Below are 19,953 nucleotides of genomic sequence, written 5' to 3' on the forward strand. Positions count from 1 at the left end.
TTGTCATAGTCCAAGCTAGGCCGGAGTCTCCGGGTCCTGCCGGTCGCACTGCACGTTCATTTCGCGGCACACCGCGCACCAGGACGGCCGCGAACCCGGCTTGGCGCGGCAGCGGGCAGCATCGTCCACCTCGGGCGCTGCCGCCAGCCCCGGCAAGGCCACCCGGTAAGGCGGCAACCCGCCGGCGCAAGCCCGCGCCACTGCTTCATCCAGCGCCTGCAGCCCGACCGGCTTGACGATCACGGCATTCATGCCGGCGTCCAGCGCCGCCTGGTGGTCTTCCGCCACGGCACTGGCGGTGCAGCCGATCACCGGCACGCAGCGGACCGCGTCCTCGCGCGCCCGCACGGCGCGCGTGAAGGCGAGGCCGTCCATCATCGGCATCGGCGCCGAGGCACAGGCGCGGCTCTTCGAACCATTCGAGCAGGTGCACGGCCTATCGGCGTCCAGGCTGGCCAGCGCATCGCGGCCGTCGCAGGCGGTGCTCACCCGGTGGCCCAGGTGTTCGAGCTGGCGCTGTAGCAGCAGCCGGTTGGGCGCGTGGTCGTCGATCATCAGGATGCGCGCGTGACGCCGTGCGCAGCAGGCCACCGGCGCGCATGGCGGCGTGTGATCCTCGACCACGGTGGCAACCGGCAGCGGCAGCGATACCGCCACCCGCGTGCCTGCCCCGGGCTCGCTGGAGAGCGTGATCTGGCCGCCCATCGCGCTGACCAGGCGCTGGCAGATTGCCAGCCCCAGCCCGGTGCCGCCGGCCTGCGGGCGCGACAGGCCGTGCACCTGCTCGAATGGTTCGAAGAGCCGCGCCTGTGCCTCGGCGCCGATGCCGATGCCGGTATCCGATACCGTCAGCAGCACCTGCTGCACGCCGTCGCGGGGCGGCTGCGCGTCCAGCGCGACGTGGATGGTGCCGTGGTCGGTAAAGTGCACCGCATTGGAAACCAGGTTGGCCAGGATCTGCCGGAAGCGCAGCCCGTCGACCTGGTGCAGCGGCGCCAGGCTCTCACCGAGGTCGCTGCCAAGCGACAAGCCTTTCTGCGCAGCCACGGGGCCGAAGATCAACAGCGTGTCCTGCACCAGTCCCGCGAGCACGGCCGGCGCGGGCTGGATGCTGAACTTGCCGGCCTCCATCTTGGACAGGTCCAGGCTGTCGTCGATCAGCCCCAGCAGGCCCAGCGCCGACTTGTGGGCCGTGACCAGCTGCAGGCGTTTGTCCTCCGACAGCCGGCAGCGCGCCAGCGTCAGTTCCAGCATGCCGGTGATGGCGTTCATCGGCGTGCGGATCTCATGGCTGACCGAGGCGAGGAAGGTGGACTTGGCCCGGTTGGCGGCCTCGGCCTCGGTCTTGGCCTGCGCCAGTTCGGCCAGCATCTCGTGGCGTTCGGTCAGGTCCACGCAGCCGCCGGCCAGCCCCTTGACGGTCCCGTCGGCACCGCGCAGCGGCGTCAGCCAGTTGAGTACATGGTGGTTGCGATCGCCCAGCCGCAGGCAGCGGTCCTTGAGTAGCGGCGCGCCGTCTTCAAGCACCTTGCGGTAGTCGCGTGCCACCTCGGCCATGTCGGTGACGATGGGGTGCACATGGCCCGCTGCGTCCAGCCCCTGACCGCGCAGCGTGTCGCGCGTGGCACCGACCAGTTCCTCATAGCTGCGGTTGCAAGTGATGAGTCGCAGCGAAGCATCGCGCAGGTAGACCGGTTGTGGAATGCCGTCGAGCAGCGCCGACTGGATCGCGGCCTGGTCTTTCAGCGCGATCTCGGCCGCGCGCCGCAGGCGCACCTCGCGATAGAGCATGACGATCCAGGCCAGCAGCAGCGGCGTCAGGAAGCACAGCACCGAAGCGGCCCACCACAGCATGCGTTGGTGGGCGCTGGCCTGGGCCGGCGTGGTCGCAGCCGCGTGGAGCGACAGGTCGAGCAGCAGGATGACGGCCCCGGCGATGGGCCAGGCGCGGACAGGTTTGGGGGAGCGGTCAGGCAAGCGGGACGGCGAGGAGCGATGGAAAACCAACGATGGAAAACCGAAGGCGTCCGCGGCCCGGCAGGCGCGGCGGACGCAGGATAGTCCCCACTCTATGGGCGTGATCCCGCCGTCTGATTAAGACATATCTGAAAATCGGTGTGGAAATTTCCGAATCTTATGTAGCGGTCGCCTGCGCAGCGACGTTTCGATCCATTCAGAAATTGCGGCATGGATTGCCGCGCGGCCGATTGACGGGTTATTGGGAAAAATCGTAGTGCTCCTCGGAAAATTCCGGTGCCTTCCGGAGCAAATGCTGAGCACAATGCGGTGACATGGCGCTGCGTGCCCGCTCTTCCGGACACCAAGGCGTTCGCTATGGAGTTCAAGCTGTGGCCACAATCCTGATCGTCGACGACCACCCCCCGGTGCGTGTCGTACTCAAGACGCACTTGTCGCAGATGCTGGGCGTCACGCATGTCCTGGAGGCAGACAACGGCCAGGCCGCCATCGAGATCGTGCGGCAATACGCCCCCGACGTGGTGATCCTGGATCTCGACATACCCAAGATCAACGGCCTGGAGGTCATCCCGCGCCTCAAGGCCATCCACCCCGGCGTGCGCATCCTGGTCCTTTCAGGCCAGGACCAGAACACCTTTGCGCCGCGCGCGCGCCAGGCCGGGGCGCACGGCTACGTCAGCAAGACCCAGGAACTGCCGGAAATCGTGCGCTGCGCGGAATCGGTCCTGGCCCGTTATACCGTGATGCCGGAAATCGATCGCAGCAAGGCCGAGCATCCCGACGAGGACGCCCGCCTGGCCAGCCTCTCGGACAAGGAGCTGAGCATCATGCAGATGCTGGCCAAGGGCATGACCAACAAGGAAATCGGCGACACGCTGTTTATTTCCAACAAGACGGTCAGTACCCACAAGACCCGGATCATGGAAAAACTCGGTGCCAGATCGATCGTCGATGTCATCGATTCTGCGCGGCGCCACCATATTGCGATCGGCTAGCATGGCACATCCGGACGCTCTTGCCGTGCGCCGGCGCGCCCGCTCATGACCGGGGCGCTGCTCCTTGCCGGGCCCGGCGACGCGCGCTGGGCCGCTGGCGTGGGGGAAATCCTGCGCGGCCTGGGTTTCACCATCCAGACTACGGCGCACGCGCCGGCTGCCACGGCGGACATTGGCGTGGTGCTGGCCGGACCTGACGGCGCCTGCACGCTGCGCGCCTGGCACGCCGACGGCGCCATCTGCGCCGTGGTGCTGCCCGCCGATGCGCCGACGCCGGCCGAGCAGTGCAAGCCCGTCATCGCACGGCTGCGCGAACGGGTGACCGAAGCCGCCATCCTGGAGATGCTGGCCAACCACCGCTACCTGGCCTTGTCCGCGCGCGAGGCGGCCGGCATCCCCGCTGCACTCGCCGAACAGACCATGGGCGACCCCGAATTCGCCGCCGAACTGGTGCACGCGCTGGCGACCTCAACCCAGGCCGATCTGGCGCAGTTGCGCGCCGCGGGCAGCGACCTGGAAACCCTGCGCAGCATCGCCCACCGGCTGAAGCCTTCGGCGCACTACGCCGGCTGCCAGTCGCTGCGGGCGCTGGCGCAACGCCTGGAGCATGCCGCCCGCGACGGCGATGCGGCAACCACCGCGGCGCTGGCCGCGATTTTCGTGCCGACCGTGGCGCGGCTGCTCGATCTGCTGGCGGCACTGCCGACAAAAAAATAAAACCTGCAAAATCCGCCGAATTATGGGGGCGGTAATTCACCGGATAGGCGCGCGGCACTGCGTTGATTATGCTGGATTAGTCGCGGTCTTTATTCCGGAGCGCCGTGAATAGATCGAGCAGGCTGATGTAATACCCGCCTCAATCGGATTTTCAATGCGCTGGCGCGGGTATTTTCCGGGGAGCATCATGCACCACGCCATGGCGGCAATGCCGGAATGGGCATCCTATTTCCACCTGGCCGCGGTGGCGCTGCTGCTGCTGGTGCTGGACACCGCCTGGGCGGTGTACCGGGTGCTGGCCACCCCCGACGCGCGTGCCATCCGCGCGCGGCGCGTGGCGCTGGCCATGGCAGGGCGCTTGCTGGCAGTGGGCGGCATCTGGACTGCCATCGTCTACGGCCATGGCGCCTGGGAGCGCGCGGGCGCGCACAATTGCCGCCACCTGCCGGCGGTGGATGCCAGCGCCCGCTACGCCGCCGAGTACTGCTACCTGCGCCAGGACCGGCTGCTGTTGCGGATCTACGATGCCCGTCGCGACGGCGTGCTGGCCCGGCGCACCTTCACCAGCGTGGAGCCGGTGCGGCTGAGCTGGGATGGCCAGGCGCTGGTCTACGACGCCGCGGCGCCCGGCGCGAAAGGCCGCCTGCTGCTGCCGCCGACAATGCGTGACAAGTTGCTCGCGCGGCTGCCCTGAAGCCAGCGGCTTCACGTCCTGCGCGCCGGCCACCCCTCGCCTCAGCCGTCCTGCTCAAACATCGCGCGGATAATGCCGCCCATTTCATGCCGGCGCGCTACCGGCATGCGCGACGCCGTGGAGACGATGCTGATGGCAGCGTCGGCGCCCATCGTCAGCGGTAGCGCATAGCCCACGCCCGCCACGCCTTCGGCGCCCGCCAGCGCATAGCCTTGCCTGCGGCTGCGCTCGACGCCGCGCAGCAGCTTGAGCAGGCTCAGTCCGCCGGCCTCGTACTCGGCGCGATGGCGCTCGAAGTGCGCGCGCACGGCCTCGTTGTCCATCAGCGCCAGCAGCGCCATGCTGCCGGTGCCCTGGCCCAGCAGGCGCGAGGTGCCGGTCAGCATGTGGAAGGACTTGATGCGGTGGCTGCCTTGCTCGGTATGCAGGCAATGGCCGTGGTCGCCCATGCGCACGGTCAGGAAGACCGTGTCGCCGGTCAGCCGCGCCAGTGCCTTCATGCGCGTCACCAGCACGCCGTTGGGCGAGGGGCGGTTCATCGCGCGCAGGCCCAGCGCCATCGCGGCGGTGCCCAGGTGGTAGCGCTTGCCGGCGGATTCGCGCTCGATGTAGCCGGCCGATTCCAGGAAACGTGCCATGCGGTGCGCCGTGGTGCGGTCGATGCCGGTGCGGGTAGTGAGCTCCTGCAGGCTCAGCCCGGCATCGTGGTGTTCGGCAAGCAGGTGGAGCAGGGCGAACGCGCGCGCGAGGCTCTGAACGCCGCCTGGCGCTGAAGGCTTTGTGGTCATGGAATGAGGCGCCGGGGCGGCACGGCGCTGGCGCAGCGCGGGCCGGCGGGGGGACGCCGCAGGCGGTGCGCGCGTACTTTGCCCACCTGGTGCAGGGCGAGGTGGAGCGTTTCGAGGTCCCGTGGTCGGACGTTACGTCTGACGCGCGCATAACAAACGGCTTCAGACTACGCCGCACGTAGGTCGACTAGCTCCCCAAGGAACTTGACAAACTAATGCTCATAGAAGGAGGAGACATGAATCCATCGCAACGCACCCGGCGCCGGCTTGGCCTGGGCCTGTTCGCCGCGCTCGCCGCGGGCATCGCCACACCAGCCCTGGCGCAGGTCGATGCCTTCCCCAACCGGCCGATCCGCGTGGTGGTCCCATACACGCCCGGCGGCGTGTCCGATGCCGTGACGCGGCTCGTCATGCAGAAGCTTTCCGAGCGCCTCGGCCAGCCGGTGGTGGTGGAGAACCGCCCCGGCGCCAACGGCATGATCGGCTCGGACAACGTCGCCAAGTCGGCGCCGGACGGCTATTCGCTGCTGGTGGTGGTGGCAGCGCATGCCATCAATCCCAGCCTGTATCCGAAGATGACCTATGACCCGCTCAGGGACCTGACCGGCGTCAGCATGATCGGCCGCATTCCGCTGCTGCTGGTGTCGAGCGCGCAACTGCCGCCGGCCAGCGTGAAAGCGCTGGTGAGCTGGGGCAAGGCCAATCCCAACAAGATGACGTTCGCCTCCAGCGGCAACGGCTCCGGCGCGCACCTCGCGGGCGAGCTGTTCTCGCAGGCGGTGGGCATGCCGATGACGCACGTGCCGTACAAGGGCATCGCGCCGGCCTTGCCCAATCTCTTCTCTGGCCAGGTGGCGGTCATCTTCGACTCGGTGCAGACCATGATGCCGCAGGTCAAGGCCGGCAAGGTGCGCGCGCTGGCCATCACCAGCCCCGCGCGCTGGCCGGCGGCGCCCGATGTGCCGACCATGGCGGAAGCGGGCTATCCGGCCGTCACCGCCGGCAGCTGGATCGGCCTAATCGCCCCGGCCAGGACGCCGCCCGCGGTGCTGGCGAAGCTGTCGGCCGAGATGGATGCGGTGGTGCATCAGCCGGACGTGAGGGCGCGGTTGATCGATTACGGCATCGACCCGGTCGGCGGCAAGTCCGACCAGTTCCAGGCGTTTATCCGGGAGGAGTCGGTGCGCTGGGCCGCGGTGGTGAAGAAAGGCGGCGTGAAGCTGGAGTGAGCGGCGAGGATTTGCGGCGCTATCAGCCCCGCATGGCGGCGCGCACGCGCGCCAGTACCGCGTCCTGCCCGTCTGGCTTGGGCAGGTGCCTGAGCAGCCATCGCACCGCGTCGGCCAACGCATGCGTGTCGTAATCCGGGGCGAAGCTGTGCTGCGTGGCACCGTGCAGGAAGCAGCGCAGCGCCAGCCATTCCGGGTGCGGCGGGGCGTCCGGAGGCTGGCCGAAAAGCATCTGGGGCACCGCGGCCAGCGGCGCGCGTACCGCCCTGGCCAGGCGCTCGTCGCCGCGCGCTGCCATCCAGACTTCCAGCATGGCGAGCGAGGTGTGGCGCTGCGGCCGGCTGGCGAGGATATGCAGCATCAGGTGCAGCCGCACCGAGGGGCTGAGAGGCCCCAGCGCGTCCAGCCGCGCGGCTTCGCGTTCCAGAGCCAGCCCAGCATGGCCGGCAGCAGGTCATAGCGCCCGTCGGGGAAATAATGGCGCAGCGAGCCGCGGCTGGTGCCGGCGAGCTCGGCCACGCGCGCTTCCGAGAAGGCCGCGTAGCCCTGCTCGGTCAGCAAGGTGACGGCGGCGTCGATCAGGGACTGGCGGGTGCTGGCGCTGCGTGCGGCTTGGGTGGGCATGGCCCGATTGTAGCAACGGCGCCGGGGGCATCCCGCGGGGGAGGCGGACCCCGGCGAAGGGCCGCGGACCCACTGCGGGCTTCGCCAAGCCGGGCGCTGGCTGTGCAAGCTAATGCGGCGCAGCCGCCGGGATATCGGCGCTGCAGCTGGGCGCCCCGTCGTCGTGCGAGTGCACATGCAGCGCGCCCGGCACATGACGGCTGTCCAGGCCCTTGGCCTTCAGCCACTGCCCGGTAGTGGCCGCGGCGCGGTCGATCAGCTCGCCGCACTTGCTGTAGTCGTAGGGCGAGATATCGAGCGGGCACAGCGGCGGCACCACGCTGATATGCGCGCGCTCGGCAAAGTGCTGCAGGTCGTTGACCAGCTGCCGCGCCACCAGCAGCGACAGCGCGTTGAAGGCATGCTCGAGCGCGCCGCGCGGCGGGCGGCGCTCGGCGCAGGTGAAGCCCGCCGGCAGCACGATCACGCGCGTGGCGCCCAGCGCGATCGCGGTGGACACCGGCGTGTTGTTGGCCACGCCGCCGTCGATCAGCGTGCGGCCTTCGAATTGCACCGGCGGGAACACGCCCGGGATGGCGGCGCTGGCCAGGACCGCGTCGACGATGCTGCCGCTGGAGAGCAGCACTTCAGCGCCGCTTTGCATGTCGGTCGCCACCACATGCAGCGGCAGCTCCGCCGCTTCCAGCCGCCGTGGCCCGAAGTGCCGCGTCAGCAGGCCGCGCAGGCCGGCCGATTCCACCAGGTGGCCGCGGTTGCCGCCGACCATGCTCCAGACGCTGCGCCAGCTCCACGGCATGATGTCCGAGCGCCGGATGCCGCGCCAGAGCTCGTCGAGCCGCCCAGCGCCGGCCACGCCCGGATTGCAGGCGAAATACGCGCCGTTGATGGCGCCAGCCGAGGCGCCGATCACGATATCGGGCATTACGCCCCAGGCCACCAGCTCGCGCAACATGCCGACCTGGATCGCACCCAGGCTGCCGCCGCCGGCAAATACGAAGGCTGTCTTTTCCATGGTTGTCCGATGCGGCGCCGCTGCGGCGGCGCCTTTCTCCCCTTTGGTGTCTGTCTGCTCTGAGCAAAGCATAGGCGACATCGGCGCAGCCGGGCAGGGGCATGCGGTGCGCCTGAATAACGCAATTAACCGCCAGAAATCTACCCCGACCACAAACTCGGCCGGCAGGCGGTGAGGGTGGCCGGGGTACTGACTGACTGCTTGCAGGCGCGGACTACTAGCCGAGGAATTCGTCCGAGGCGATGCCCAGTTGCGCGGCTATGTGTTCCACCAGGCCTTGCAAGCGGGCGACCTTGTCGGTCAGGGCCTGCTGCTCGGCGCGCAGCTGTTCGAGCTCGCTGGACGACACCGTGGCGCCATCCGCTGCGCGCTCGCTGCCTTCGGCTGCCGCGGCGGCGCTGACTTCGCCGCTTAGCAGGTGCATCCAGCGGCTTTCGCGCGCGCCGGGCGCACGGGCCAGGCGCACCACAAAGGGCGGCGCGTGGTCGGCCAGCTCGTCCAGGAAGCCCTCGACCGATGAGATATCGGCAAAGGCATGCAGCCGGGCCGTGTTCAGGCGCAGTTCCGCGGCGGTCTGCGGGCCGCGCAGCAGCAGCAGCGCCAGCAGCGCAACCGACTGCTTGGGCACGGCCAGAGCGCGCTGCATATTGTGCTCGAAGCGCGGCACGCGGCTGCTGCTGCCTTCAAAGACCAGGCTCAGGCCCTTGAGGCCGTCGATGGCGTCGAGGATCTCGGCCTCGCTGACGTTCATCACGGGCGCGCGGGCGGTCTTCTGGTTGCAGCCGGAGGCCAGCGCGTTGAGCGACAGCGGGTAGGTGTCGGGGACGGTGTGCTGCTTTTCGACCAGCACGCCCAGCACGCGGCCCTCCACGGGCGTCAGGGGGCGCAGCGCGCGGGCGGGGCGGTCGCCGGGCTGGCCGGCGTCAGAGGTGTAGTCGGAAGCGGAATCGGAATCGGAATGCATCAAGGCTCGATCTGGGCTGGAGGGAAAGGATGGCGGCGGGTTCACGGGGTCGGCCGAGGCGATCATTCAATCCCAAGCCGGCCTAATCCGCAACTGTGCCATGCCCCGCACCGGGGAAACCCGCCCGCAGGCGGCGCACCCCTCGCATTCTCCGCCGCGCCGACTACTATCGATAAGCCGCGCCGCCACAGCCGGGCAGGCGCGGGTCCAGACAGGAGGGAAGCATGGCGAGTTCGCAGACGGAAGCGATGGGTCGGGGCGCGGCGGAGGAGACCGGCGGCGCCCCCGAGGTGGCACCGGAGGCGGGCGGCGGGCTGGAAGCCCCGTACTCCACGCTGGAGACGCGCTGGCACCAGATGTTCCCGCGCCTCAGCGCCGAGGACATGGCACGGGTGCGGCGCTTCGGCACGCAGCAGTGCTGGCGCGCCGGCGAGAAACTGTTCGCGATCGGCGAGACCGGCCGAGGCATGTACCTGGTCACCAGCGGCTGCGTGCGCATCGTACGGCGCGACGGGCTGGGCCGCGAGCATTCGATCACCGAGCTGGGCCCCGGCCATTTCCTGGCCGAGGTCGGCACGCTGAGCGGCCGTCCCGCGCTGGTCGACGGTGTCGCCGTGACCGACACCGAGGGCTACGCGATCACGCCCGAGCGGCTGCGCGCGTTGCTGGTGGCAGAGGCCGAACTGGGCGAGCGCATCATGCGCGCGCTGATCCTGCGCCGCGTGGGGCTGATCGAGTTCGGCAGCGGGCCAGTGCTGGTGGGCCACGGCGCCGAGCCGCTGCTGCTGTCGCTGCAGGCTTTCCTGCGGCGCAACGGCTACCCGCACAGCGTGATCGACATGGACGACGACAATGAATGCTCGCTGTTGCTCGAATACACGAACGCGCCGGCCAGCGACTTCCCGCTGGTGATCTGCCCGGATGGCAGCGTGCTGCGCGCCCCGGATGAAGGCCAGCTGGCTTCATGCCTGGGGCTGTTGCCGGAGTTCGATCCGCACCACGTGTATGACGTGGTGGTGGTGGGCGCCGGGCCGGCCGGGCTGGCGACGGCGGTGTATGCGGCCTCGGAAGGCTTGTCGGTGGCGGTGATCGACTGCCGCTCGCCCGGGGGGCAGGCCGGGGCCAGCGCGCGCATCGAGAACTACCTGGGCTTTCCCACCGGCATCTCGGGGCAGGCGCTGGCGGGGCGGGCCTTCGTGCAGGCGCTGAAGTTCGGCGCGCATATGGCGATCCCGCTGGAGGTAAAGGCACTGCATTGCGGCGCCGACCCGATCCGGCTGGAACTGGCCGACGGACGCATGATCCCCACGCACACGGTGGTGATCGCCACCGGCGCGCAGTACCGGCGTCCGGGCATCCCGGGGCTGGAGCACTTTGAAGGGCGCGGCGTCTACTACTGGGCCTCGCCGGTGGAGGCCAAACTGTGCCGGCAGGAGCCGGTGATGCTGGTCGGCGGCGGCAATTCGGCGGGGCAGGCGGCGGTCTACCTGGCCTCGCACGCGGCGCACGTGCATATGCTGGTGCGCGGACCTGGGCTGGGGGCGACCATGTCGCGCTACCTGATCGACCGCCTCGGCTCGCTGTCCAACGTCACGCTGCACACGCACGCGCAGATCTGCGCGCTGTCGGGCGAAGGGTGGTTGTCCAGCGTGCGCTACGAGGCCCCGGCGGAAAGCCCGCAGCCCATCGAGATGGACGTGCGGCACCTGTTCCTGTTTATCGGCGCCGATCCCAACACGGCATGGCTGCGCACCTGCAACGCGGAGGTCGACGACAAGGGCTTCGTGCGTACCGGTGGCGGCGCGCTGGGCTGCGCGACCGTGGTGCCATATCCGCTGCAGACCAGCGTGCCCGGCGTGTTCGCCATCGGCGATGTGCGTTCGGGCTCGATCAAGCGGGTCGCCGCGGCGGTGGGCGAGGGCGCGGCGGTGGTGGCGCAGATCCACGACTACCTGTCCAAGGTGCAGGTGGCCGTGGCGCAGTGAGCGCGCGGCCGGCTCAGGACTGCGCCTCGCGCTCGAGCAGCTCGCGCTTGCGCGCCACGCCCCAGCGGTAGCCGGACAGGTTGCCGTCACTGCGCACCACGCGATGGCAGGGGATGGCCACAGCGAGGTGGTTGGCGGCGCAGGCCTGCGCCACCGCGCGCACCGCGCGTGGCGCGCCGATGCGGGCCGCGATTTCGGCATAGCTGGCGGTCGTGCCCGCGGGGATTTCCTGCAGGGCCTGCCACACGCGTTGCTGGAACGCGGTGCCGCGCACATCCAGCGGCAGGTCAAGCCCGATCGAGGGCGCCTCGATAAAACCGACCACCCGCGCCACCAGTTGCTCGAACTGCGCATCGCCGCCGATCAGGTTGGCGCGCGGAAACTGGTCCTGCAGCGCCTGCAGCAGCGCCTGCGGATCGTCGCCCAGCAGGATCGCGCACACGCCGCGCTCGCTCTGCGCCACCAGGATCGCACCCAGCGAGCACTGGCCGATGGCAAAGCGGATATCGGTGTCCACGCCGCCGGCGCGGTAGCGCGACGGGGTCATGCCGAGCACGGCGTCGGCCTTCTCATAGAAGCGGCTGTTGGAGCCGAAGCCGGCGTCGTAGATCGCCTCGGTGACGGAGTCGCTGGTGCCGAGCTGTTCGCGCAGCTTCCGCGCGCGCTGCGCGGCGGCGTAGGCGCGCGGCGTCAGGCCGGTGGCGGCCTTGAAGATGCGGTGGAAATGGTAGGGGCTGACGCCCGCGGCCCGGGCCAGCGCTGGCAGCGTCGGCAGGGTGTCCGAGGCCTCGATGCGGCGGCACACCTCGGCCACGATCGCCGCGTGCTGCGCGGCAAGTTCGGGGGCTGCGGCGCGGCGGCTGGGCCGGTAGCCGGCGGCCTCGGCTGCGGCGGCGTTGTCGAAGAACTCGACATTGGCCGGATGCGGCAGGCGCGACGGGCTGCTCGGCAGGCAGTAGACGCCGGTGGTCCTGACCGCGTAGACAAAGGCATCGCCGGCGGACGGATCGCGCGCCAGCACGCGGGCCCAGCGCGGATCGGCCTCGACGGTGGTGGCAGGAGCTCGATGCGGATTCGGCCTGGTCTCGCCTGCCTCGGATCGATGGGTTCGACGGTGGCTCATGACAACCCTCACGTGGCGTCGTGGAAGATGATGCCCAGCGTGTAGCGCTGGCCCGCATGCAGCCGGCTCACGCCGTGCCGCAGGTTGACGCGGTAGCTGCCGCGGCTGCCCTGCACCGGGCGCTGGCTGACCGCAAAGACCATGGCATCGCCCTGGCGCAGCGTCACCACCTCCGCGCGCGACTGCATGCGCGGCCGCTGCTCGGTCATCACGAACTCGCCGCCGCTAAAGTCGCGGCCCGGCTCGGACAGCAGGATCGTGACCTGCAGCGGGAAAACGTGCTCGCCATACAGGTCCTGGTGCAGGCAGTTGTAGTCGTCCGGGCCGTAGCGCAGCAGAAGCGGGGTGGGGCGCAGCTGGCCGGCGCGGTGGCAGCGGGCGAGATAGTCCGCGTGCGCGGCCGGATAGCGCGTATCGATGCCCATGGCGGCGTTCCAGTGGTTGGCCACCGGCACCAGGTGCGGGTACAGCGCTGCGCGCAAATCCGCAACGGTGGCGGGCAGGGGATAGGCGAAGTACTTGTACTCGCCGCGCCCGAATCCGTGGCGTGCCATGACGATGCGCGAGCGGAACAGCGCGTCGTGCGCGTAGCAGGTTGCCAGGGCTTCGCATTCGGCGGGTGACAGCAGGCCTGGGATCGCGGCGCAGCCGTAGTCGTCCAGTGCTGCGCCGAGTGCGGTCCAATCCACGCGGTCCACGCGCGTGGCGAAATCTGTCTGGGGTGCGGTTATGAGCGTGGCCTTTGGCGCCGGGCCGCCCGGCGCCGGGATCGGCCTGCGCGGGCCCGCCACAGCCACGTCGCGGGCCTGGGGACGCTGTGCCTGCTTGATGCTGCTCACTGCCGTTCTCCTGTGTCTGGCTTGCATGGTGCCAACTTTAGGCCGCTGGCGCGCGCACCACACTCCGGGTCTTGCTTTTGAATTCTGCCCGGCGAAGGACCTTGGGAATACAGCGGTGCGCTCTGCCATGTAAAAACCCCCAAAAAGTTGTCTCCAACTTCTGGGGGGGCAGTTCACTGGCGGGAGGGGGCAAACAATCAGTAGCGCGAGAGCCTTACTGCATCTTGTCCAGATTCCCGATCCGAACCAGCATCTCCGTAAACATCTGCATATCCAGGTTCAGGTCGGCCACTTCCTTGTACTCGCGCGCGTTGTGCGCGGTGTACTTCTTGCCCGGCATCGCCGGCCCGAAGTTGATCGCATTGGGCATCAGCTTGGCCGTGGTGCTGCCCGCGGTGGACACCGGCTTGGCTTCCAGCCCCGTGGTATCGCCAAAGATGTTCAGCAGCGTGCTGAGCCACGCGCCCTTGGGATCGCGCGCCATCCAGTTGCCCTGGTCGTACTTGATCTCGACCGGCCCATGCGTGGCGGCCCAGCCGAAGATGCGCTTGGTGATCTTGCCGCCCAGCTCATCGGGCGTTCGGCCGCGCGGCATGCGCACATTGGTGACCACGTCGACGTATTCGCCGCGTTCGCGCACCAGCGTGGGCGACATCGTCAGCGGGCCCATGAAGGGATCGCGATAGGCCACCTCCATCTTGTTGCCGAGGTAGTCCAGCCCGTACAGGTCGTTAAGGTAGCGAACCGCGTTCAGGTAGTGGTTCTCGGCAAAGCTCACGTCGCTGGCTTGCAGGAACAGCGCCAGCCGCGGCAGCGGATTGACGCCTTCCTCGGGGCGCGAGCCATGCGCCGAGGTCCCGGTGACCTTGACCTCGACTTCGTTGCCGTCGCGCTTCACGTCGATCGAGAACTTGCCGCGCGGCGTGTAGCGGCGCAGGAAGTCAGGCCGCGCCATTTCCAGCGAGGCGACCACCGCCGCGGGATCGCCGCCGGCAATCCGTGCGGTGGCGGTTTCCGGGATGGCGTTGGCCGAGGCCGCACCACGCATGGCGACGATGGCAGGGCCCTTGGTATCGGCCTTGCTGCGTTCCGCCTTGCCGTCCGCCGACTTGATGCCGAACGACACCGTCAGCGTGCCCGCGCCTTTCTCCGCCACCACGGCGGGATATTTGCTGTCGAGCACTACGTTGTACTCCGGCAGCGTGGTGTGCTGACGGTAGTACTTCATGCCGTCACCGCCGGTTTCCTCGGTGGTCTCAATCATCAGCCGGATGGTGCGCTCCAGTGGCACGCCGCTTTCCTTGACCGTCTTCATCGCGTACAGCACCGCGGCGATCGAGCCCTTGTCGTCGATGGTGCCACGCCCGTACAGCGTGTCGCCAATGCGCGTGAGCCGGAACGGATCGAGTCTGGTGCCGTCGTCGAGCACCCATTCCTCGGCGATGGCCGGCACTACGTCGGCGTGCGTGAGGATGCCGAAGGTGTCCTTGCCGCCGCCGGGCAGCGTCACTTCAAACACGCGGTTGTCCACGTTGCGATAGGCCAGCCCGAAATCGCGCGCCATCGCCTCGACCAGCTTGCCGAATTCGATGATGGCGGGGTGCTCGTGCTGCGCGATCTTCTCATCGCGCACCGTGCGCAACGCCACCATCCTGCCGATGCTGTCGATCACCGCAGCCTCGTTGTGCACGCGGTTGTAGACCCCCAGCAGGCGCCCGATATTGACCAGGTTGTCGCCCGACAACGGGCCCTTGGCCTGCCATGCGGCCACCGCCGGCGTCACCGCCGGCTCCGCCTTGGCTGCGGCCGCCATGAAGGCCGGCAGGTCGGCCGCCGCGGTGACTTTGGTGCTGGCAACGAGCGCCTCGAGTGCCGCTTTCTTCAGCGTTTGCGCCTGCGCCGGATGGGCCAGCAGCAGCGACAACGCAAGCATGGGTGCCCACCGATACAGGGTTGGCAGGCGGCAAGGTCGGGTCATTGCGGGAAAACGAGTATGAGGGGATGCCGCATGATAGGGCACTCGCCAAGGTTTACAGAAAAAATATGCTCTTGCGTCCGCGCAGAGGAGCACCCTCTCGGCGCAATAGGCACTTCCTATCCTGCGTCGATAGCGTTAGGCAATCATCGTGGTTGAAACGATGAATTGTACAAATCACATCCCGATCGACAGAATGAGGCCTTCGCTGCAACCCTGCAGCCGAAACCAACCCACTGATCCAGACCAAGGAGTGATCTGATGCTGCAATCCCGTGAAGGCCAACGCGTTCCCAACGTCACTTTCCGCGTCCGTGAAGACAACGAGTGGAAGACCATCACCACCGGCGAGCTGTTCGGCGGCAAGACCGTGGTCGTGTTCTCGCTGCCGGGCGCCTTCACGCCGACGTGTTCGTCCACGCACTTGCCGCGCTACAACGAACTGGCACCGGTGTTCGCGAAGAACGGCGTCGACGACATCCTGTGCGTGTCGGTCAACGACACCTTCGTGATGAACGAGTGGGCCAAGGACCAGGAATCCGAGAACATCACCATGATCCCCGACGGCAACGGTGAATTCACCGAAGGCATGGGCATGCTGGTGGACAAGGCCGACCTGGGCTTCGGCAAGCGCAGCTGGCGCTATTCCATGCTGGTCAAGGACGGCGTGGTGCAGAAGATGTTCATCGAGCCGGAAGAGCCGGGCGACCCGTTCAAGGTGTCCGACGCCGACACCATGCTGGCCCATATCGCCCCGGATGCGCGCAAGCCTGACCAGGTGGTGGTGTTCTCCAAGGTCGGCTGCTCGTTCTGCGCCAAGGCCAAGCAACTGCTGGACGACAACGGCTACGACTATATCGACGTGCCGTTGGACAACAAGGTGCGCGGCAAGGTGCTGGGCGCCGTGTCGGGCGAGATGACGGCACCGCAGGTGTTCATCAACGGCAAGCTGGTCGGCGGCGCCGAAGCGCTGCAGCAGTACCTGGCCAGGTAAGCCACCCGATCCCCATCGATTTCCGCTCCCGCGGACCGGCAGTCGCCGGACCCGATGGCGCCGCCTTGCCCACTGGCAGCGGCGGCGCCATCCAGCCCGCTGATTGACACCAGCTGTCACCATAAAAACAGAGGAACCGTACGCCATGACTACCATCCAGACCGACGTCGCCGTGATCGGCGCAGGCACCGCCGGCCTTGCCGCCTACCGCGCCGCGATTGCCGCCGGCAAGCGCGCCGTGATCATCGAAGGCGGCCCGTACGGCACCACCTGCGCGCGCGTGGGCTGCATGCCTTCCAAGCTGCTGATCGCCGCCGCCGAGGCAGCGCACGAACTGCGCCACACCGCGCCGTTCGGCGTGCACGTCGACGGCCAGATCCGCATCGACGGCCGCGAGGTGATGGCCCGCGTGCGCAGCGAACGCGACCGCTTCGTCGGCTTCGTGGTGCGCGGCGTGGAAAACATCCCGGAAGCGGACCGCATCCGCGGCTACGCCCGCTTTATCGACAACACCACGCTGGAAGTGGACGGCCAGACCACCGTGCGCGCCAGCCGCGTGGTCATCGCCACCGGTTCCACGCCGACGCTGCCGGCGCCGTTCAAGGCGTTCGGCGACCGCCTGATCGTCAATGACGACGTGTTTGCGTGGGAAGACCTGCCCGCCAGCGTGGTGGTGTTCGGCCCGGGCGTGATCGGGCTGGAACTGGGCCAGGCGCTGTCGCGCCTCGGCGTGCGGGTGCGCGTGTTCGGCGTCAGCGGCTCGCTCGGGCCGCTGACCGATCCGGTGATCCGTGCCTATGCGGCCAGTACCTTCAATGACGAGTTCTACCTCGACCCCAATGCCAGGGTGACCGAAATGGAGCGCGATGGCGATCAGGTGGTGGTGACCTATCTCGACCGCGAAGGCCGCAGCGTGACCGAGCGCTTCGACTACGCGCTGGCCGCCACCGGACGCGAGCCCAATGTGCGCGGCCTGGGCCTGGAGAATACCGGCCTGGCGCTGGACGAGCGTGGCGTGCCCCTGTTCGATGCGCAGACGCTCCAGTGCGGCAATGCGCCGGTATTCATTGCCGGCGATGCCAACAACATCCTGCCGCTGCTGCACGAGGCCGCGGACGAAGGCAAGGCTGCCGGCGAGAACGCCGCCAGCTATCCGCAGGTGAAGCCGCTGGCGCGCCGCGCGCCCATCGGCGTGGTGTTTTCGGACCCGCAGATTGCCATGGTCGGCCAGCGCTTTGCAGACCTGGTCGACGGCAGCTTCGTCACCGGCGAGGTCAGCTTCGAAGACCAGGGCCGCAGCCGTGTGATGCTGAAGAACCGCGGCCTGATGCACGTCTACGGCGACAAGGCCACCGGCCGCTTCCTGGGCGCCGAATGGACCGGTCCGCGTGCCGAGAACATCGCCCACTTGCTGGCGTGGTCGTACCAGCAGGGCCTGACCATCGGGCAGATGCTGGCGATGCCGTTCTACCACCCGGTGGTGGAAGAGGGCCTGCGCACTGCGCTGCGCGATGCGGCGGCAAAGCTGGCGCCGTGAGCGGCAGCCTTGCGGTAGCTAGATAGGTCTGTCTTCTATAGCGTTACGCCATAGGAGCCGGGCGGCGCAGCGCGTTACCCGGCTATCTCGTCGTCTTCGTATTTCCCTCGGCGCACTGGCTTTGTCTGCTTTTTGACACATTCAGGCTACAATCGGAATGTAATTACGAATGGTTCGCATTCGTAATAATAGATTTCCACTTGCCACGCCTCACCTAACAGGTCAGGGCGGGCAACATTCCGGTCCTTGATTCATGCCTGTTCAACCCGCCAAACGGGAACAGCGGCGCTTTGCCTGTTCCCAGCCTGTCTTTCCATTCCTGAGCCCGTTCATCAGCCCCCGCGGCCTGTCGTTAACCACGCTGGCGCTGAGCCTGCAGGCGGGCGGCGTGCTGGCACAGTCGACGCAGCCAGCCCAGCCGCCGCAGGCTGTGCCTGCCACCGCAGCCGCGGCCGAACTCCCCGCCGTCACCGTCCGCGCCACGAACGACGACGAAACCGCCACCGGCCAGGTACATGGTTTCGTCGCAAAACGCAGCGCCACCGCGACCAAGACCGATACGCCGGTGATGGAAACCCCGCAATCGATCACGGTGATCACACGCGACCGGATGGAAGCGCAGGGCGCGCAGAGCGTGCAGCAGGCTATCGGCTACAGCGCCGGCGTCTATGCCGGGCCGTTCGGCAACGACAACCGCGGTGACTGGGGCAAGTTCCGCGGCACCGATTTCACGCAGTATCGGGATGGCCTGCTGAACCAAGTCGGCTTCTACAACAACGTGCGTGCCGACGTGTATGCGCTGGAGCGCATCGACGTGCTGCGCGGGCCGTCGTCGATGTTGTTCGGGCAGGGCGCGGTCGGCGGCATCCTGAACCTGGTCAGCAAGCGCCCGCAGCCGGAAGCGGCGCGCGAGATCGGCGTGCAGTTCGGCAACTACAACCGCAAGCAGGTACAGGCCGACCTGACAGGCCCGCTCGATGCGGACGGCAAATGGCTGTACCGGCTGGTGGCGCTGGCGCGCGACAGCGATACGCAGGTTGATTTCGTCAAGGACAACCGCTACCTGATCGCACCTTCGCTGACCTGGCGCCCGAGCGATGCCACTTCGCTGACGCTGCTGGCCAATTTCCAGCGCGACGAAAGCGGGACCTCGGTGGGCTTTTTCCCGTGGCGGGGCACGCTGTATGCCAACCCGGCCGGGCAGCTTCCGGACCACCTGTTTATCAGCGAACCCGGCTTCGACCGCTTCACCGCCGAGCAGGCATCGGTGGGCTATGAGTTCCAGCACAGGTTCAACGAAGCCGTGACGGTGCGGCAGAACCTGCGCTATTCGCACAGCACGGTCGACTACCGCAGCATCTACTCCGCGGGCTTCACCGGCGCCACGCACGGCTGGGTCCCCGGCAGCGATACGCTGATGCGCCGCACGGTCTACCTGAACCAGCCCACGCTCAATTCATTCGCGGTCGATACGCAGGCGCAGAGCAACTTCCGCACCGGCCCGATCGGCCATACCCTGCTGACCGGCGTCGACTACCAGCATGCCGAGATCACCGGCCGCTCCGGCGTGGGCGGCACGGCCGCGCCGCTGAACGTGTTCAACCCAGTCTACGGCAACTTCACGCCGCCCGGCACGCGCGACCTGAATCCGAGTACGCAGGCGCAGACCGGCCTCTATGTGCAGGACCAACTGTCGTGGAACAAATGGCTGCTGATGCTGGGCCTGCGCTATGACTGGTCGCGCGCGGCGCAGGACAACACGCCCTCGGCCACCCGCGACGACAATGAGCTGACCAAGCGTGCGGGGCTGATGTACCGCTCGGACATCGGCCTGAATCCATACATCAGCTATACCGAATCGTTCCAGGGCCTGGCGGGCGTCAACCAGTCGAACCAGGCCTTCAAGCCGCTTCGCGGCTCGCAGTGGGAGGCGGGCATCAAGTACCAGCCGCCGGGCAAGAACGCCACGCTGACGATTGCAGCGTTCGACATGTGCGAGAAGAACCGCAAGGTCAGCGGCGTGGTCAACGGCAGGCCGGATTTCGTGCAGGTGGGCGAAGCGCGCACGCGCGGGATCGAAGTGGAGGCACTGGCTTCACTGTCCAACCGCCTGGACCTGATCGCGACCTATACCTACCTGGATGCGCGCGTGATCGAAGGCACCGGCGCCGAGGTCGGCAAGCGCCTGGCCAGCACGCCGTCGAACATGGCGTCGCTGTGGGCCAACTACCGCTTCAGGCTGTTCGAGATGCCGGGCTTCATGGCTGGCGGCGGCGTGCGCTATGTGGGGCCGAGCTACGACGGCAACGACCAGAACCGCGTCGGCGGCACCACGCTGTTCGACGCCATGCTGGCCTACGACCACGGCCCGGTGCGGGTGGCGCTGAACGTCACCAACCTGTTCGACAAGAAGTATCTGACCACCTGCCTGGCGCGCGGCGACTGCTATTTCGGCGCGCGCCGCACGGTGGTGGGCAGCGTGACATACCGCTTCTGAAGCG

General features: G+C 68.0%; 17 protein-coding genes. 8 read left to right on the top strand and 9 right to left on the bottom strand.

Going from position 1 to position 19,953, the window contains the following annotated elements; all coding sequences use genetic code 11:
- Nucleotides 1-15: 15 nt before the first annotated feature.
- Complete coding sequence (locus K307_RS10820) at nucleotides 16-1,977, bottom strand: PAS domain-containing sensor histidine kinase (protein ID WP_230625629.1); 1,962 nt, start codon at nucleotides 1,975-1,977, stop codon at nucleotides 16-18.
- Between the two features lie 371 nt (nucleotides 1,978-2,348).
- Between K307_RS10820 and K307_RS10825 the strand changes: the two genes are divergently transcribed.
- The 3 genes from K307_RS10825 to K307_RS10835 all read left to right on the top strand — a co-directional run bounded on the left by K307_RS10825 (nucleotide 2,349) and on the right by K307_RS10835 (nucleotide 4,383).
- Complete coding sequence (locus tag K307_RS10825; RefSeq protein WP_042878129.1) at nucleotides 2,349-2,972, top strand: response regulator transcription factor; 624 nt, start codon at nucleotides 2,349-2,351, stop codon at nucleotides 2,970-2,972.
- 45 nt (nucleotides 2,973-3,017) lie between these two features.
- The gene (locus K307_RS10830; protein ID WP_042878131.1) at nucleotides 3,018-3,689 is read left to right on the top strand and encodes an Hpt domain-containing protein; all 672 of its coding nucleotides are present in this window, start codon (nucleotides 3,018-3,020) and stop codon (nucleotides 3,687-3,689) included.
- A gap of 187 nt (nucleotides 3,690-3,876) precedes the next feature.
- Nucleotides 3,877-4,383 (top strand): hypothetical protein, encoded by a 507-nt coding sequence (locus K307_RS10835; RefSeq protein WP_042881809.1) that lies wholly within the window; start codon nucleotides 3,877-3,879, stop codon nucleotides 4,381-4,383.
- 41 nt (nucleotides 4,384-4,424) lie between these two features.
- Here K307_RS10835 and K307_RS10840 read toward each other — a convergent pair whose 3' ends face one another.
- Complete coding sequence (locus K307_RS10840) at nucleotides 4,425-5,171, bottom strand: IclR family transcriptional regulator (RefSeq protein WP_042878133.1); 747 nt, start codon at nucleotides 5,169-5,171, stop codon at nucleotides 4,425-4,427.
- Between the two features lie 236 nt (nucleotides 5,172-5,407).
- Between K307_RS10840 and K307_RS10845 the strand changes: the two genes are divergently transcribed.
- A complete protein-coding gene (locus K307_RS10845) occupies nucleotides 5,408-6,400 on the top strand; it encodes a Bug family tripartite tricarboxylate transporter substrate binding protein (RefSeq protein ID WP_042878135.1) in 993 nt (330 codons plus the stop codon).
- Nucleotides 6,401-6,422: 22 nt separating this feature from the next.
- Here the strand turns inward: K307_RS10845 and K307_RS49370 are convergent, their stop codons facing one another.
- The 4 genes from K307_RS49370 to K307_RS10860 all read right to left on the bottom strand — a co-directional run bounded on the left by K307_RS49370 (nucleotide 6,423) and on the right by K307_RS10860 (nucleotide 9,000).
- Nucleotides 6,423-6,761 carry a hypothetical protein gene (locus K307_RS49370; protein ID WP_230625631.1) on the bottom strand — a complete coding sequence of 113 codons (339 nt, stop codon included), beginning with the start codon at nucleotides 6,759-6,761 and terminating at the stop codon, nucleotides 6,423-6,425.
- Nucleotides 6,761-7,024 carry a TetR/AcrR family transcriptional regulator gene (locus K307_RS49375; RefSeq protein WP_230625633.1) on the bottom strand — a complete coding sequence of 88 codons (264 nt, stop codon included), beginning with the start codon at nucleotides 7,022-7,024 and terminating at the stop codon, nucleotides 6,761-6,763. The genes K307_RS49370 and K307_RS49375 overlap by 1 nt, the downstream gene beginning before the upstream one ends.
- 109 nt (nucleotides 7,025-7,133) lie before the next feature.
- Nucleotides 7,134-8,036 carry a patatin-like phospholipase family protein gene (locus K307_RS10855; RefSeq protein WP_042878137.1) on the bottom strand — a complete coding sequence of 301 codons (903 nt, stop codon included), beginning with the start codon at nucleotides 8,034-8,036 and terminating at the stop codon, nucleotides 7,134-7,136.
- A gap of 217 nt (nucleotides 8,037-8,253) precedes the next feature.
- Nucleotides 8,254-9,000 carry a YceH family protein gene (locus K307_RS10860; protein WP_042878139.1) on the bottom strand — a complete coding sequence of 249 codons (747 nt, stop codon included), beginning with the start codon at nucleotides 8,998-9,000 and terminating at the stop codon, nucleotides 8,254-8,256.
- A 224-nt stretch (nucleotides 9,001-9,224) separates the two neighbouring features.
- Between K307_RS10860 and K307_RS10865 the strand changes: the two genes are divergently transcribed.
- Nucleotides 9,225-10,985, top strand: a complete 1,761-nt coding sequence (locus tag K307_RS10865; protein ID WP_042878140.1) for an FAD-dependent oxidoreductase — start codon at nucleotides 9,225-9,227, stop codon at nucleotides 10,983-10,985.
- A 13-nt stretch (nucleotides 10,986-10,998) separates the two neighbouring features.
- On the opposite strand, the gene ada is transcribed toward K307_RS10865, so the two are convergent.
- The 3 genes from ada to K307_RS10880 form a co-directional block, all read right to left on the bottom strand.
- Nucleotides 10,999-12,108, bottom strand: a complete 1,110-nt coding sequence (ada, locus tag K307_RS10870) for a bifunctional DNA-binding transcriptional regulator/O6-methylguanine-DNA methyltransferase Ada (RefSeq protein WP_051974812.1) — start codon at nucleotides 12,106-12,108, stop codon at nucleotides 10,999-11,001.
- Nucleotides 12,109-12,116: 8 nt separating this feature from the next.
- The gene (locus K307_RS10875) at nucleotides 12,117-12,839 is read right to left on the bottom strand and encodes a 2OG-Fe(II) oxygenase (RefSeq protein ID WP_230625900.1); all 723 of its coding nucleotides are present in this window, start codon (nucleotides 12,837-12,839) and stop codon (nucleotides 12,117-12,119) included.
- A 322-nt stretch (nucleotides 12,840-13,161) separates the two neighbouring features.
- A complete protein-coding gene (locus K307_RS10880; protein WP_155301124.1) occupies nucleotides 13,162-14,880 on the bottom strand; it encodes a dipeptidase in 1,719 nt (572 codons plus the stop codon).
- 303 nt (nucleotides 14,881-15,183) lie between these two features.
- Between K307_RS10880 and K307_RS10885 the strand changes: the two genes are divergently transcribed.
- The 3 genes from K307_RS10885 to K307_RS10895 all read left to right on the top strand — a co-directional run bounded on the left by K307_RS10885 (nucleotide 15,184) and on the right by K307_RS10895 (nucleotide 19,949).
- Nucleotides 15,184-15,915, top strand: coding sequence for a glutathione peroxidase (locus K307_RS10885; protein ID WP_042878145.1), 732 nt, complete (start codon nucleotides 15,184-15,186; stop codon nucleotides 15,913-15,915).
- A gap of 145 nt (nucleotides 15,916-16,060) precedes the next feature.
- A complete protein-coding gene (locus tag K307_RS10890; protein ID WP_042878147.1) occupies nucleotides 16,061-17,452 on the top strand; it encodes a dihydrolipoyl dehydrogenase in 1,392 nt (463 codons plus the stop codon).
- 253 nt (nucleotides 17,453-17,705) lie between these two features.
- Entirely contained in the window at nucleotides 17,706-19,949 is a 2,244-nt protein-coding gene (locus K307_RS10895) for a TonB-dependent siderophore receptor (RefSeq protein ID WP_042878150.1), read from the top strand.
- The last annotated feature ends 4 nt before the right edge of the window (nucleotides 19,950-19,953 follow it).

Origin of the sequence: Cupriavidus necator A5-1 (assembly GCF_000744095.1) — a bacterium.
Lineage (GTDB): Bacteria > Pseudomonadota > Gammaproteobacteria > Burkholderiales > Burkholderiaceae > Cupriavidus > Cupriavidus necator_A.

What these genes read in the sequence shown, in the direction of transcription:
- K307_RS10830 (WP_042878131.1), top strand. Translation starts at nt 3,018, where the DNA reads ATGACCGGGGCGCTGCTCCTTGCCGGGCCCGGCGACGCGCGCTGGGCC.
- K307_RS10835 (WP_042881809.1), top strand. Translation starts at nt 3,877, where the DNA reads ATGCACCACGCCATGGCGGCAATGCCGGAATGGGCATCCTATTTCCAC.
- K307_RS10840 (WP_042878133.1), bottom strand. Translation starts at nt 5,171, where the DNA reads ATGACCACAAAGCCTTCAGCGCCAGGCGGCGTTCAGAGCCTCGCGCGC.
- K307_RS10845 (WP_042878135.1), top strand. Translation starts at nt 5,408, where the DNA reads ATGAATCCATCGCAACGCACCCGGCGCCGGCTTGGCCTGGGCCTGTTC.
- K307_RS49370 (WP_230625631.1), bottom strand. Translation starts at nt 6,761, where the DNA reads ATGCTGCATATCCTCGCCAGCCGGCCGCAGCGCCACACCTCGCTCGCC.
- K307_RS49375 (WP_230625633.1), bottom strand. Translation starts at nt 7,024, where the DNA reads ATGCCCACCCAAGCCGCACGCAGCGCCAGCACCCGCCAGTCCCTGATC.
- K307_RS10855 (WP_042878137.1), bottom strand. Translation starts at nt 8,036, where the DNA reads ATGGAAAAGACAGCCTTCGTATTTGCCGGCGGCGGCAGCCTGGGTGCG.
- K307_RS10860 (WP_042878139.1), bottom strand. Translation starts at nt 9,000, where the DNA reads ATGCATTCCGATTCCGATTCCGCTTCCGACTACACCTCTGACGCCGGC.
- K307_RS10865 (WP_042878140.1), top strand. Translation starts at nt 9,225, where the DNA reads ATGGCGAGTTCGCAGACGGAAGCGATGGGTCGGGGCGCGGCGGAGGAG.
- ada (WP_051974812.1), bottom strand. Translation starts at nt 12,108, where the DNA reads ATGAGCCACCGTCGAACCCATCGATCCGAGGCAGGCGAGACCAGGCCG.
- K307_RS10880 (WP_155301124.1), bottom strand. Translation starts at nt 14,880, where the DNA reads ATGCTTGCGTTGTCGCTGCTGCTGGCCCATCCGGCGCAGGCGCAAACG.
- K307_RS10885 (WP_042878145.1), top strand. Translation starts at nt 15,184, where the DNA reads ATGCTGCAATCCCGTGAAGGCCAACGCGTTCCCAACGTCACTTTCCGC.
- K307_RS10890 (WP_042878147.1), top strand. Translation starts at nt 16,061, where the DNA reads ATGACTACCATCCAGACCGACGTCGCCGTGATCGGCGCAGGCACCGCC.
- K307_RS10895 (WP_042878150.1), top strand. Translation starts at nt 17,706, where the DNA reads ATGCCTGTTCAACCCGCCAAACGGGAACAGCGGCGCTTTGCCTGTTCC.